18 protein-coding genes are annotated in these 13,585 nt (G+C 67.4%); 13 read left to right on the top strand and 5 right to left on the bottom strand.

Annotation, left to right across the window (positions count from 1 at the left end; all coding sequences use genetic code 11):
• Positions 1–9: 9 nt before the first annotated feature.
• Positions 10–297: a hypothetical protein gene (locus tag ACXKR8_RS42460; protein ID WP_458269849.1), complete on the bottom strand. Its 288-nt coding sequence runs from the start codon at positions 295–297 to the stop codon at positions 10–12.
• Between the two features lie 109 nt (positions 298–406).
• On the opposite strand from ACXKR8_RS42460, the gene ACXKR8_RS42455 reads away from it, so the two are divergent.
• The 13 genes from ACXKR8_RS42455 (at position 407) to ACXKR8_RS42395 (ending at position 11,515) form a co-directional block, all read left to right on the top strand.
• Positions 407–1,786, top strand: coding sequence for a hypothetical protein (locus tag ACXKR8_RS42455; protein ID WP_458269848.1), 1,380 nt, complete (start codon positions 407–409; stop codon positions 1,784–1,786).
• A gap of 10 nt (positions 1,787–1,796) precedes the next feature.
• Positions 1,797–2,006, top strand: a complete 210-nt coding sequence (locus ACXKR8_RS42450; protein ID WP_458269847.1) for a hypothetical protein — start codon at positions 1,797–1,799, stop codon at positions 2,004–2,006.
• The gene (locus ACXKR8_RS42445) at positions 1,997–2,548 is read left to right on the top strand and encodes a hypothetical protein (RefSeq protein WP_458269846.1); all 552 of its coding nucleotides are present in this window, start codon (positions 1,997–1,999) and stop codon (positions 2,546–2,548) included. The genes ACXKR8_RS42450 and ACXKR8_RS42445 overlap by 10 nt, the downstream gene beginning before the upstream one ends.
• Before the next feature lie 4 nt (positions 2,549–2,552).
• Entirely contained in the window at positions 2,553–3,323 is a 771-nt protein-coding gene (locus ACXKR8_RS42440) for a hypothetical protein (RefSeq protein WP_458269845.1), read from the top strand.
• A complete protein-coding gene (locus ACXKR8_RS42435) occupies positions 3,324–3,803 on the top strand; it encodes a hypothetical protein (RefSeq protein ID WP_458269844.1) in 480 nt (159 codons plus the stop codon). It begins immediately after the preceding gene.
• Positions 3,804–3,981: 178 nt separating this feature from the next.
• Positions 3,982–6,126, top strand: a complete 2,145-nt coding sequence (locus ACXKR8_RS42430; RefSeq protein ID WP_458269843.1) for a Kelch repeat-containing protein — start codon at positions 3,982–3,984, stop codon at positions 6,124–6,126.
• Positions 6,127–6,196: 70 nt separating this feature from the next.
• Complete coding sequence (locus ACXKR8_RS42425) at positions 6,197–6,571, top strand: hypothetical protein (RefSeq protein ID WP_458269842.1); 375 nt, start codon at positions 6,197–6,199, stop codon at positions 6,569–6,571.
• A gap of 36 nt (positions 6,572–6,607) precedes the next feature.
• A complete protein-coding gene (locus tag ACXKR8_RS42420; protein ID WP_458269841.1) occupies positions 6,608–6,985 on the top strand; it encodes a hypothetical protein in 378 nt (125 codons plus the stop codon).
• A gap of 745 nt (positions 6,986–7,730) precedes the next feature.
• Positions 7,731–8,072: a hypothetical protein gene (locus ACXKR8_RS42415; protein WP_458269840.1), complete on the top strand. Its 342-nt coding sequence runs from the start codon at positions 7,731–7,733 to the stop codon at positions 8,070–8,072.
• Between the two features lie 88 nt (positions 8,073–8,160).
• The gene (locus tag ACXKR8_RS42410; protein ID WP_458269839.1) at positions 8,161–9,036 is read left to right on the top strand and encodes a hypothetical protein; all 876 of its coding nucleotides are present in this window, start codon (positions 8,161–8,163) and stop codon (positions 9,034–9,036) included.
• Positions 9,036–10,022, top strand: a complete 987-nt coding sequence (locus tag ACXKR8_RS42405; protein WP_458269838.1) for a glycoside hydrolase domain-containing protein — start codon at positions 9,036–9,038, stop codon at positions 10,020–10,022. Before ACXKR8_RS42410 ends, ACXKR8_RS42405 begins: the two co-directional genes overlap by 1 nt.
• Before the next feature lie 406 nt (positions 10,023–10,428).
• Positions 10,429–11,235, top strand: a complete 807-nt coding sequence (locus ACXKR8_RS42400; RefSeq protein ID WP_458269837.1) for a phage antirepressor KilAC domain-containing protein — start codon at positions 10,429–10,431, stop codon at positions 11,233–11,235.
• A gap of 124 nt (positions 11,236–11,359) precedes the next feature.
• Positions 11,360–11,515 carry a hypothetical protein gene (locus tag ACXKR8_RS42395; RefSeq protein ID WP_458269836.1) on the top strand — a complete coding sequence of 52 codons (156 nt, stop codon included), beginning with the start codon at positions 11,360–11,362 and terminating at the stop codon, positions 11,513–11,515.
• 121 nt (positions 11,516–11,636) lie between these two features.
• On the opposite strand, the gene ACXKR8_RS42390 is transcribed toward ACXKR8_RS42395, so the two are convergent.
• From ACXKR8_RS42390 to ACXKR8_RS42375, 4 genes are all read right to left on the bottom strand, one after another.
• Positions 11,637–12,191, bottom strand: coding sequence for a helix-turn-helix domain-containing protein (locus ACXKR8_RS42390; RefSeq protein WP_458269835.1), 555 nt, complete (start codon positions 12,189–12,191; stop codon positions 11,637–11,639).
• Between the two features lie 171 nt (positions 12,192–12,362).
• A complete protein-coding gene (locus tag ACXKR8_RS42385; protein WP_458269834.1) occupies positions 12,363–12,539 on the bottom strand; it encodes a hypothetical protein in 177 nt (58 codons plus the stop codon).
• Between the two features lie 6 nt (positions 12,540–12,545).
• Positions 12,546–12,806: a hypothetical protein gene (locus tag ACXKR8_RS42380; RefSeq protein WP_458269833.1), complete on the bottom strand. Its 261-nt coding sequence runs from the start codon at positions 12,804–12,806 to the stop codon at positions 12,546–12,548.
• A gap of 50 nt (positions 12,807–12,856) precedes the next feature.
• A complete protein-coding gene (locus tag ACXKR8_RS42375; RefSeq protein WP_458269832.1) occupies positions 12,857–13,399 on the bottom strand; it encodes an NUDIX hydrolase in 543 nt (180 codons plus the stop codon).
• Positions 13,400–13,585 lie beyond the last annotated feature (186 nt).

Here is a 13,585-nt window from a genome sequence, read left to right as displayed (position 1 = left end):
CCCTTCTCCTCAGGTGCTCTGCGTGGCCTCGCGCCAGGCATTGAACGCGACGACCCAGGCCGCGGTACGGGCGGATTGTTCCTTTCGTACCGGCACCCGGCGCGTCTGTCCCGCAGGCGTGGAGATGACGACAGTGATGCGCTGACCTGGGACGCCGACCGTCTGAAGGGTGGCGCCCGCCATAGGCGTGCGCCACTTCTGCCAGAGCGATCCGGTGACCAGGTCGCCGTCCCGGTACTTGATCCCGACCCCGAGGGGAATGCGGGGCGGCTGCACAACCTGCGGTGATGTCGTCATCCGCGCAGTATCGCGCAGCGTAATCCACCACCATCCCCCTTTGACCCCGACCGTGCTTCATCCGTAATACGACGGGGGTGTCCGGGTGGTCGCAACCCCCAGCCTGACCTTGACCGTCACACCCCCCGGCGGCAGCCCAACCGACTACACCAGCCGCCTTGCCTGGTCCGGCACCCAGCAGCAGCTGACGATCAGCCAGAACTTCGGGCGGCAGGGCGACACTGCCACGATGCCGCTGATCGACGAGTACGCGGGCGGCACGAGCAGCTTCTACGTGCCGACGCTCAGCCAGGTCAAGCTCTACGACAACCGGGCATCCCAGACCCTTTTCGCCGGGGTGTGTACGAATCCGGTCCTGTCCGTCCAGGGAACGAACCTGAACGAATGGGACCTGCAGTGCACCGACTACACGTTCTACGCCGACAACCAGGTCGTCCACGGGATCTTCAACGGCATGACCGTGGACCAGATCATCGTGTCCCTGACCGCCCAGGCCAACTGCGGGATCAGTGCGGCGACGGTCCGCAACGGCGGCTTCGTGGCGCCGGGACCGCAGTTGGCGAGCGTGGTGTTCAACTACACGCGGCTCAGCGACGCCTGGCGCAAGCTTGCCCAGCTGGCGTCGCAGGTCACGCCCTATGGCTGGTACGTGGACGAGTTCCGGAACCTGCACTTCTACGACGCCACCACCGCGCTTCCCAGCGGCGTCACGTTCACTACCACCCCGACCGCTGCGGGCGCGGGGTCGCTGACCGAGGCCCATTTTGATCTGTCGTCGACTCCGACGTATGAGTGGGACGGGACGACCATCCGCAACCGGATCCTGATCCAGGGTGCGAACCAGACGATCCCCCACGGTCCGGTACTGATCACAGCCCCGACTGACGTCTTCGTCGGCAACGGCTCCCAGACGTCATGGGCGCTGCGGTACACAGTCACGGGCAGCCCCATGCTGCACGTCAACGGCGCGCTGAGGTCGGTAACGACCGTCGACGCGGGCAGCGCGATCCCGGCCGGGACGAGCTGGTTCATCACGCAGAACGCATTCGGGGGCTGGTTCCTCGGTTCGGCGACTGCCCCGAGCTCGGGTGTTGTCCTGAAGGTCTGGTACGACTACCAGGTTCCGGTGGTGGCGGTCGCCAACGATCACCCGTCGCAGTCGGCATATACGGGCCCGAACGGCGGCGTGTACTCGGAGTACATCAACGACTCGTCGCTGACGACGGTGCCGATGGCGCTGGCCCGGGCGCAGCGCGAGCGCACCGAGTACGCCTTCGCGGCTGAGCGGCACACGTTCACTACGACCCCGGAGTGGCTCGGCTGGGCGCGGTCCGGCCAGACGTGCAGGGTGGTGAACCGGTTCGTCCCGGACTCGCAGAACAGCTACATCCCGGGCATCAACGACACGTTCATCATCATCGCGAACAGCGTCGCGTTCATCACTGACGGCGGCTACCGGCAAGCGTCGGTCACCGCGATCCGACTGTGAGGGGGCGGCGATGCCCGGTGTAGTGCGCCCGACGACGATCGTCGACGTGCTGGGGGCCCTCAACCTGCAGAACCAGGACCAGACCGGGGACTTGATCAACGGCTTCGGTGACTTCGCCGAGACGGACGAGCAGGCCACGATCGCGGACTCCGCGACCGTCACCCACCAGGCGAACCCGGCCTGGGATGCAGCAACGTGGGGAAGTGTCGTATGGGCCTGAAGCTGCAGCCGGGCGCCGCGGCGCTGGGGATCCATGGGCGTCTGTCCCTGACGGTGGTACGCCCGGACGGTACGGTGCGGGATCGCCGTGAGGGCGACAACATCATGTGCACCGCCGGGGTGTCGGCGATCGCCGCGGCGCTGGTCTGGTCAGGGGTTCAGGACCAGGCGACCGCACTGGGGTTGACGTCGCCGGTGTACCTGACGCCGCTGTGGGGCGCGGTCGGCTCGGGGGCGGGGACGGTGGCCGCGTCGGACGTGGCCCTCTTCAGTGAGCTCGGCCGGCAGACGGTCGGCGCCGGCGCGAACGGACCGGCCACCGCTTCGATCCCGGCGTCCGTGACCTGGTTGTTCTACTTCCCGCAGCCCGCGACGACCTGGACGGTCACCGAGGCTGGTGTCTTCGCCAACGGCTCCTCGAATGCGGGCTCCCCGCAGTCGGCTGGGGTGATGCTCGACCACTGGGCGGTCTCGCCGTCGGTGGTGGTGCCGACAACGGACACGTTGATCTTGCAGTCGTCCTTCAGTTTTACGGGGATGTGAGGCCATGTCAGCTGTACCAGTCTGGCTTGGCGCTACGACCGGCCAGCAGGGCAACGCGGGGCAGATCAACCAGTTCCTGGGTGCCCATACGACGCAGTACCTGTATGCCGCGGTGCAGACCGCGGGGCAGACGACTGCCGGGGCGGCGACGTCGAACACGAACGCCCTTTTCCTAGCGCAGTCGTTCACGACTGCGGTGGGTCAGACGGCGATCGGCTATGTGATCGTCCCGGTCTCGACTGCTACGGCGTCGGGGTCTCTGTTGGCGCCGACGACGCTCTCGCTTTACGCCTCGTCCGGTGGTGCGCCGTCGGGGAGCGCCTTGGTGTCGACGGTCGTCACGGCGGAGTACGCGAACCTGGCGACGGGTGGCACGAACACGGTCAGGGTGCCGATTCCGCTGCCGGTCACCGGTTTGACGGCGAGTACGACGTACTGGCTGGTCCTGGCGTCGGCGGGTAACGCGTCGCACAGCTATACGTGGTTCCGGTCGAATCAGGCCTCGGGGGCGTCGACGTCGCCGACGGGGTCGGTGTGGACGACGCAGACCTACGGCTTCGAGTTCCAGGTGTTCGACCAGACGGCGTCGGGGTTGGTGACGGCGACGTGGGAGGACTCGGGGGCGCGTTGGACGGCGACGACGTATGTGACTGCCGCGTCGATCAATCAGCTCAAGGCGATTGCGGAGTACACGGTGGCGCAGGGGTCCAATGCCTATGTGCAGTCGTTCAGGTCTTTCGCGTACAGCAATGGCCTGCTTACGAAGGTGGCGTGAATGGCTTCGAGTCTGGAAATCCTGAACGCCGCGAATGTTCAGTTCCTGCGTAACACGCCGATGGCGATCCTGACGATTACCACCCCGCAGGCTGCCCTTGCGAATGCTGCGTTCACTGCGATGCAGTTCGACACGTCGCTGTACGACAATTACACAGGTCACAGTAATGTGACGAACAATACGAGGTACACGGCCGTGGTTTCCGGCTGGTACTGGCTGCGGGGTGCGGCGAGTTTCGCCGTCACGAACGCCACGGGCAACCGTGGCGTTCAGCCCTATGTCAACAGTGCTGCGGTCGCCTATGCGCAGACGATTCTTCCGGCTAACGCGGTCGCGAACTTCGGCGGCTTCGAAGTCAACGCCCCGATTTTCCTCAACGTCGGCGATTTCCTGGAGTTGAGGGCCTTCCAGTCATCCGGCGGCACCCTCTTGTTGAATGCGGCCGGTTGCAACATGTCGCTGTACTGGATGCACGTCTAGGGGAGGTGGACCAGTGACGACCCCTGTGTGGTCTGCCGCTCAGAACGGCTTGCCTGGGAACCTCGATACGACGAATGCCTCTGGGCAGCTGAACCAGTTCCTATGCGCGCACGGGGCGACGGCGAGCTATTTCGGGACTCCGATCACGTCGCCGGGCGGTGGCGCGTCACCTGTGTTCTTGACCTACGGCAATGGCACCGATTTGGGGCAGCCGTTCACGATGTCGGGGACGACGATCGGCCGGGTCGCTATTCCGGTGCTGCCCGCCGGGGCCGGTGCGGACATGCTGGTGAGCCTGTGGCCGGACAACGGCTCCGGGAACCCCAATACGAGCGGGAACCCCCTGGCGTCCGTGTCGCTGCCCGCCGCGGTCCTGGGCCAACTCGCAGCACCGCAGGGGCTGACCGCCGCCGGGCGGCTGGCCTCGGCGAACTACAACTCCGGCTACCTTTCCGGTGGCGTCACGACCAGCCCGTACCCGGTGCCGGCTGCCGGGGCGAGCGGCGTGTCGGTGACTTCGTCCTTCGCATGCTCTGGCAATTTCGCGGTGAGTGTCGGCGGCCAGGATCCCTCAACATCTGCAGCTACTGCTGGCGTCAACACCTTCGAGTACGTCGGCGGTGGGGCCTTGGCGCCACCGACCCCTCAGCAGTCCCTGCCTGTCGGCACAAATGGTGCAGCTGTCGCCATCGCCAATGGGTTCCTCGTTGTCATTGGCGGTGGCACCGGTGTCGCCAGCGCCACGGTGGTCTCATCTGTGTGGGCAGCAAGCTGGGATGGCAACACCGGATCCATCGGCAGTTGGTCCGCCCAGGCGGCCCTGCCTGCCGTCAGTCAACTCGGGTCCATGGTCGGCTACGGCGAGTACGTGTATTACATCGGCGGTAACACCGGCTTTGCATTCCAGGCCGCCACGTACTACGCCCAAGTCAACAACGGGCAGATCAGTTCCTGGCTGACCGGGCCGCCCCTTCCAGTGACACTGATGAGTCCGATGACAGCCGCCGTGAATGGTTGGCTGTTCGTGATCGGCGGGGTCATCTCCAGTCTGGCCGTGGTCAGCACCGTTTATTACGCCGCCATCAACGCGGACGGCTCGCTCGGGCCGTGGCAGACCGGTCCTGCGCTGCCAGCTGCAAATCAGGCATTCGGGCCGGGTTTCGACTTGGCGGTCGCTGACGACCTTATTGTGATCATCGGCGGCGCGGGCACCGGTGGATTGTCGCTCAGTACCGTCACGGTCCTGGCTGTCACTGCAGCCGGACCGGGTGACAACTGGGTGTCGTCGAACTGGGGCGGGACCAGATTCTTCCCTGTCTTTGCGTTCGGAACTGGTGGCGGGTCGTATGACATCGTGGCCGTGAACCTGAATGCGGTTCCGACGCAGACAGAGTCCTCGACGCTGGTGTCGGTGCCGGTGGTGTCGGTGCCGGTGAACGCGACGGGCCTGACCAACGGCAGCGTCTACCACATCGTGCTCCAGCAGCATCAGACCGGTACGGCGTCGGACTACCTCAGCTGGCCGGTACTGCCCGGTGCGCTGCCCATCAGCGGGGAATGGTCCCAGCGGCACTCCGGGACCTGGACGAACCTCGTTGGGTACTCCATGCCGATCGCCGTGTACAGCGCGTCCGCGACCGGGGACCTCTACCACCTCGCCGCGGAACCCAATGGTCAGAACGTCACGAGCGCCTGGACGACACTGCTGTTCAACAACATGAACCTCCTCGTCGGGGAGGTTGACACGACTCTCCTGCCGAACAACCCGCTGGACTCCAATCCGACGTTCACCAGCGGCGTGGGCCCTTGGACGGCGACCGGCGGCACGATCACCCAGTCTGCTGCGCAGACCCAGGGCGGGTTCCCGTTCTCCGGGCTGCTGACACCCAACGGTGTCGCCGTCCAGGCGTTCGCCCAGTCGGAGCTGCTGCCCGTCGTCGCCGGGACGAATGAGTTCTACGGCAACGTTCAGTGGTATCTCGCCGACGGCTGGTTCTACTCGCCGCCGGGCACCACCAACTTCTCGTCCAGGGTCAACTGGTACGACCGTCTCGGGAACTACCTCTCGACATCGAGCAGCACGATGACGCTGGTGGCGGCGACGTGGACGCACGTGCAGAACTACGTTGAGGCTCCGGCCGGGGCCGCGTTCGCGTCGTTGGTGCCGACGGAGGGCGGTACGCCCGCCAGCTCGAAGCTGCTCTACATCTCGAACCTCGTCCTGGTCCAGGCGCCGGAGTGTGTCGGGTCGTTCTCGTCGGCCGCGACGGTCAATTACGGTACGCCGCCTTGGCCGCCGACCGGGGTCACCCAGCTCATCTGACTCTCGCCCCCACCGCAGCCCCGCGACCGCCCGGTCCGGGGTTTCGTCGTACCCCATGAAGGAGACCCTCATGCCCGTGACCAAGATCTTCGGCAGGGAGCCGGCGCTCTGGCTGGCCCTGGTGGCCGTGGTCGTGAAGTTCGTGTCGGCGTTCTGGCTGCACACGACCATGGACCAGCAGGCGGTGGTCAATGCCGCAGCTGCTGCCGCGGTCGGCCTGCTCGTCGCTTGGTCCGTGCACGACGGTGTCGGCGCCGCGGTCCTGGGCTGCGTCCAGGCCGCGGTCGCGCTGTTCGTCGGCTTCGGCCTGCACTGGTCTGCGGACCAGCAGGCCCTGGTGCTAGCTCTGGCGACGGCGGTCGTGGCGATGTTCACCCGCACCCAAGTCATCGCGAAGGTCTCGGCATCGGCCCAGAAGGTCCCATCGCCGGCACAGGGCACCTGATCGACCCGTTCCACCTGCACAAATTGAGGGGGCGCAGTGCCCGATGATGTCACCCCCGGAGAACTCGGGCGCCGCCTTGAGGCCCATGAGATGCGCACGTCGGCCGAGCATCGCGCGCTGGACGAGCGGATCACGCAGTTGTCTCGTGTTGCGGTCCCACTGGACGTGTACCAGGCGGACCAGCGCGCGGTCGCCGAGCTGGCCAGGCGCCTTGAACGGGACCGTGTCGATGATGTCCGCAAGCTGCGCGAGGACGTGATCAAACCGGCGGTGGACCGGATCACGGCACTGGAGACGGCAAACGCCACCCGGCCCGGGATGACGTTCGGCCGGTGGATGACGGTCCTGTCGGTGGTTGCAGCGTTCCTGGCGGTCGTGGTGGCGGCGTGGACTGCGACGAAGGGGGCCGGGTAGTGACTGATCCTGTCGTTCCAGAGGTGCCGCGGCGGCTGCGGTGGGAGGCGACGCTGCGGGTCCTTGCCGTGGTGTTGTTCTTCGCGGGCTGCGCGTACATTGTGGTGCAGTTCGCGACGCTGCGGTCGACTCTGGATGCGCAGCAGGCTGACCAGAAAGCGCAGTCGACGGCGATCACCCAGCTCAGCACTGCCCTGGATCAGACGCGGACTCAGCTGCAGCAACACGGCGTGACGCCGTCGGCCCCACCGGCGACGACGATCGTGCAGGGTGTTCCGGGTGCCGCAGGTGCGTCGGTGGTCGGGCCTCAGGGTCCCGCGGGCCCGGCGGGTTCGAGTCCGAATGCGGTGGCGATCGCACAGCTGGTCCTGTCAATGATCCATCCGAGCGCCGGGCCCGCGGGTCCGGCCGGTGCTGTCGGGCCGGCTGGACCGGCGGGTGCCGCGGGTGCGGACTCGACCGTGCCGGGCCCGGCAGGTCCCGCTGGTGCTGTGGGCCAGGACGGCAAGGATGGTGCTACGGGTCCCGCCGGTCCGGCTCCGTCGGGTTGGACGTTCACCGCTTCGGACGGCACGGTCTACGACTGCACCCCGGACTCCTCCGGGTCGACGCACTACTCGTGCTCGGCGCGGCAGGACCCCTCACCGTCCCCGGCCGCGCCTCCGTCGCAGTCCGCGACGACTCAGAAGCAGGCCGCCCCGCACCGTTCGCCGACACCGGTCTCGACCGGGCCGGGGAGGCCGTGATGCAGCGCTGGTTCTGGCTGGCCGCAGTTCTCCTGCTGGCCGCCTTCGATGTCTGGTGCTTCCTAGATCACTGGTCTGCGGTGGCTGGCAATACCGCGGCAAGCATCATCTGGACGACGCCGGTTGTCGCGGCGCATCACCTGGTGACGAAGCACCGCCAGGACCGGCATAACGCCGAGCAGACCGTCCGGGTTGAGGCGCAGGCCGCGCGGCTCGGCGCACAGCAGGAGCAGTTGGCGGATCACCGTGACGATATGGCCGCGGTCGCCCAGCAGGTCGGCGAGCTGCATGGCCTGCATTTGCACGGGACGTGGCCGGAGGACCGGCACCGCGACCGCTGACCTGCCCCATCTTTCTCGCCCCCGTGCCGCCTCTGGCCGGGGGTTTTTCCGTGCCCTCCCCGAGGAGACCCTCATGTCCACTGCTCCGTTGACGTTCCGCGGCGGCCGGCTGCCCGCCGAGCCCGCCCGTCCGCACCTGAAGTTCGCGAAGTACTCCAAGGCCCTGGGTCCGGCCCCGGCGTCGGCGGACTGGCTGAGCCAGGTCTCGTCCTGGCAGATGCTTCTTAACGATCAGCTGGGTGACTGCACGTTCGCCGGGACCGGCCACAAGATCGCCGGTGATACCCGGTACGGGCAGGGCGCGACTCAGCAGATCACCGACCAGGACGCCCTGACCGGGTACGAGGCCGTCGGTGGCTACCGGCCGGGTGACTCGTCGACGGACAACGGCTGCGTGATGCAGGACGTCCTGAAGTACTGGCAGAAGACCGGCGTCGGCGGCCACAAGATCGCGGCCTACGCGAAGGTCGACATCTCGAACCTGGACGAGCTGAAGTGGGCCATCGCCCTGTTCGGGCAGGTCTACGCCGGGTTCAACTTCCCCGACTCCGCGATGGACCAGTTCAACGCCGGGCAGCCGTGGGATGTCGTCAAGGGCGCGAAGCTCGACGGCGGTCACTGCGTCACGATCGGGGCTTTCGACGCGGACGGCCTCGACGTGGTGACGTGGGGCAAGCGGCAGCGGATGACGTGGGCGTTCTTCAAGAAGTACTTCGACGAGGTGTGGGTTGCCCTGGACGACGACTTCGAGAGTGCCAAGACGGGTCTGGATGCGCAGGGCTGGGACAGGGCGCAGCTCGGTGTTGACTTCACGGCGCTGACCGGCGACGCGAGCCCGTGGCCGGCCGACCCGACTCCCCCGACGCCGCAGCCCATCCCCGCACCGACGCCGGTCCCGTCGTCGTGCACGGGCCAGCAGGTGGTCGACGCGATCCGGGACCTGTTTAAGAAGATGGGGTTCTGATGGCCGAACTCATGGGCCTGGATGTGGCCTGGGATCGTCCGACGGTCGCGCAGATCCTGGCGACGGGCGCGCATTGGGTGGCCCGGTACTTCTCCCCGGATGCGTCGAAGAACCTGACGGCGTCCGAGGTGGTGTCCTACCCGGCTGCGGGGCTGGCTGTGGTGACGGTGTACGAGTCGACGGCTGGGCGTGCGCTGCAGGGCCGGGCTGCTGGTGTCGCGGATGCGCAGTCGGCTGAGCGGCAGCGCAAGGCCGTGGGCCTGCCGGGCAGTGTGGTGCTCCACTTTGCGGTGGATACGGACACCTCGTGGTCGAGTGTCGCTGCGTATTTCCAGGGTGTCCTGTCGGTTCTGCCGCTGGCGCGGGTGGGCTGCTACGGCGGCTACAGCGTGATCGCTGGTGCGCACGGTGCCGGGATCCGGTACTTGTGGCAGACGGTTGCCTGGTCCGGTGGCCGGTGGCATCCGTCGGCGACGATCCGGCAGCCCGGCGGGATGCTGCTGGGTGGTGCCGCTGACGTCGACTGCGCCGAGGCTGCGGACTTCGGGCAGTTCCCGCGCCCGGTGTCCCCGAAGCCTGTTCCTGTTGTCCCGCCGGTTCCGCCGGCTTCTTCGTCGGAGGACGAGATGGCTTTTCAGACGACTGCCCTGCCTGATGGGTTCGGGCAGGATGTGACCGGCGCTTTCCTGGACACCTCGAGGGTGCTGGTGGTGCCGTTGCCGCCGCGTAACGGCGCGTACTGGGGTGCGGTGTACGTGTCCTTCGCGTCCGACCTGGGCTCGGTGAATCTCCGGGTCGCGGTGCTGAATGCCGCGGGTGTCTGGCGGGTTGAGCACATCGCTGTGCTGGGTGCGGGGCCGCGGGTGTCGGTGCCGCTGCTGGATGGTGACGTGAAGCTCAGCGTCATGCGGCAGAAGACGTCCGCGGCGGACACGGCGGACAGCATTCCGGTCGGGGTGCTCGTCGAGGCGTTCGCGAAGGCGTAGAGCCCCGGCCCGCTCGGCGTTCGGCCCCTGCTTCGGCAGGGGCCGTTCTGCTGTCACTTCCCCATCCCGGAAGTGATCCGCCGAGCTTCCCGCCACCGCAAAGATCACGCCCCGCCCCTGCTCCGGCAGGCGGCGGGGCGCTTCTGTTGTCTAGACCTTACTTTCATAGGCCGCCCACCTCACGCTCCGCGTTCACTGGTGAAAGTGTCACTTAGGGCGACCTAACCAGTCTTCGCGGGGTCTATGTGCTGTCCCGTCATGCAGTGGCTCATGCGGCCATTGGTGGCATCGTGACGGTAGGTAGGCGTAGGCTCTCGCATAGGCCTTCGATCTGAAGGTCCGCTTGTACGAGAAAGCCCCCACGCGGGTGAAGACCGCCGGGGGCATGGCCCGAAGGATGAGCTCCTTGGACAACACCGACTTTAACCTGCCTGCTTCCGTGACGCCTACCGGGAGCGGCCTGTTCGATCAGATCCGTCGCCAAGATGAGACCGGCGAGTACTGGTCGTGCCGCGAGATCTCCCCGCTGCTCGGATACGCGAAGTGGGAGCGCGTCCCCGGGGTAATCGCTAGGGCTGCTGCTGCCGCCAAGAACAGCGGCATGAACCCCAGCGACCATTTTCGACCCGCATCGCAGTTGGTTCCCATCGGCTCCGGGGCCGCGCGTGAACTGCAGGACTTCCGACTCACTCGGTATGGCGCCTACCTGCTGGCCATGAACGGCGACCCGCGGAAGCCCGAGGTGGCCGAGGCTCAGACGTACTTCGCTGTGCAGACTCGGATCGCCGAGGTGCTCCAGATGCCGACGCACGCCGTCGCCCTTCGGGGTTGGGCGGCGGAGCTGGAGGCACGAGAGGCTGCAGAGGCCCGAGCGGCCGAACTCACCGCCGAGAACAGGGTCCTCGCACCCAAGGCCGGCAAGTGGGACCAGTTCATGGATTCCGATGGTCTGATCGGTATGACGGAGCTCGCGGACATCCTCAAGACCAGCGTGCGAAAGATGACCGAGTGGCTGGTCACTGAGAGCATCTTCCGGAAGCAGACGTCCGCCCACGGGGGCAATCGGAATCTGCCGAGGACTGTGCACGTGAAGGGTGGCCACTTCGAGGTCAAGCTGGAGACGAAGAACGGCTTCAAGTTCCCGGTCGCCTATGCGACCAGCGAGGGTGTCGACCTGATAGTCGAGCACTGGGAGCGGCAGGCCGCCGCGTAGCTGATCGTTCTGCGGGCCGCCCTTCACCGGGGCGGCCCGTTCTTCTACTTCCCCGGCGTCCGACCGGGGTTGTCAGTGCTGGGTGGAAGACTGCCCGGCACCTGATCCAGAAAGGAGGAAGCTCATGTCAGGTAAGGGTAAGAAGGCCGCTGTGGTGTGGCTGTTGACGCACTTCGTCGACTGGCTGATCAACCGTGACGGCAAGAAGCACAGCTTGCCGCAGTGGCAGGTCGAGATCATGAAGGTCGGCGCGACGGCGGTGATCTGTGCGGTGATCTAGCAGTGCCGCCCGCCCCCGGGACCAGCGGGGGCGGGCGGTTCGCTGCACCATTGTGCCCGCTGCCCTGCCCGTGCCGCACTCCGGCCGGGCGGGGCTTCGTCGCGTCCGGGGTCAGCGACGGTCAGGGGATGACGGGGAGGCTGTTGATCGCGCGGCTGACGGTGGACTGGTCGATCCCCAGGAGTCGGGCGGCGGCGGTCTGGCTGCCGCAGAGTCCGGCGATGGCCGCGATCCGCTCGCTGCGCAGCTCGGCTGCTTTCCGCGCTGCACGGTCTGCTTCGATCTGCGCGTAGGTCGCGTCGAGGAAGGCCCGGACGGCGAGGATCTGCCCGGCTGTGGCGGGGGTGTCCCAGAGGGTGGGGTGCTGGGGGACGCCTCGGCCTCGGCTGAGGGCGCGTGCCCGGTCGGCGGTCTCGATGTCGTCGTCGGCCCGCGTCAGGGCGCTGGGGTCTCCCGCGAAGTTCTCCGGCGTTTCGAGCTGGGGCTCGCCGTCCAGCAGGTAGTCGGCGAGGAGCCAGGGCTCTTCAAGGTCGCAGTCGAAGCCGACGACGGTGGCCAGGTCGCCGTCAGCGGTGGTCCAGCGGGAGCCGACGGGCCACTGCTGGGCGACGGCGAGGAGCTTTTCGGCCTGCTGGTGCTTGATCTGGAGCGTGAGTTGGTCGACGTTGGTGTTCATGGTGTCCTCCGTGTCGCTGGGCCGATGAGACAACTATGCACCCCCTGCATAGTCCTGTCAATGCAGGGGGTGCATAGGATGCAGCCCGAGAGCGGTGTTCGCGGCACGGCCCGAGTGACGGACGTCGACGCGGTGCGCAGGCTGGTGTACCTCGCGGTGGACTGGGCCGGGCTACACCCCGAGTAGCTCACCCTCGCTGGCCCCGGCGATCTCTCGCGCCGCAGCCCACACCCTCCGCAGCCGGTCCAGCTCGGCCAGGTCCTCCGGCGTCCACACGGTGACCGAGGCGGCGAGTTGGCGTATGGCGTGGTTGGCGGCGTCTTGCGCGGCGTGTGGATCGTGGTGCATCGCAGGTCAGTCTACCGGCGGGGCGGACTCGTCCTGTTGGCGGGCGGCGTGCCAGAGGTCTTCCCAGTGACCCCCGGCCTGCGCGGCGATCTTGCCGGGGTGGGCGTTCAGCGCGACCGCAGCAGCCGCCTCCGCCCGCGTCGCCTCCCCTAGCGCGCCCGGGTCAGCATCCGGGTCAGCCGCCACGGACGCGCGACGGTCCTGCGCGGCGAACATGGCGCGCTGCAGGGCGATCAGGTCAGCAGGGAACGCAGGGGTCTCAGGCACGGGGCGATGCTACGGGCAAGGTCGGACAAGTGGACGGGAGGCCGGGCCGGTCAGTGTCCGAGTCGCAGTTGGTGCAGCATCAACAGGCCCGCCACAGCGTTCGCCGACCGCACATGACCGCCCGCGACCATGTCCGGCACATCAGCGAGCGGAACCCACTCCCGGCGCTCGGACTCGAAGTCGTCCTCCGGATGCCCGACGTACTCCGCGGACTCCGACCAGTAGACGTGATGCAGCGCATCGGAGAGCCCGTTCGACGGCTCGACGGTCAGCAGGTGCTTCAGCGGCCCCGGCCGCCACCCGGTCTCCTCCAGCATCTCCCTGGCCGCAGCCTCCTCCAGGGACTCGCCCTTCTCGACCTCGACGACCCCGGCGGCCAGCTCCCAGCCCCACGTGTCGGTGATGAACCGGTGCCGCCACAGCAGCAGCACCTCGTTGGCCTCGTTCACCGCGGTGCACAGCGCGACCGGTCGCAGGCGCATCAGGTAGTGGTCCAGGTGCCGGCCGTCGGGGAGTTCGACGTCGGCGAGGTTGATCCGCAGCCACGGGTTCTCGTACACCGTGTGCTCGCCGAGGTTCTTCCATACCGACATGCCGCTGCCCCGCTCGCTCGTCCCGGGTGGTGGGTGCGACGCTATCGCAGACTGTGCGGGTCAGAGCGGCACGGACAGGGGTATGGGAGGCGCGGCCGGGACAAGCAACCGCCCCCGTACCCGAAGGCGACGAGGGCGGATCGCGTATACCCACCGCGCCGCGACGAGTACCGTTCCAGATGTCGA

It is taken from the genome of Streptacidiphilus sp. PAMC 29251 (assembly GCF_054208735.2).
This window is presented reverse-complemented; position numbering and strand designations above follow the sequence as displayed.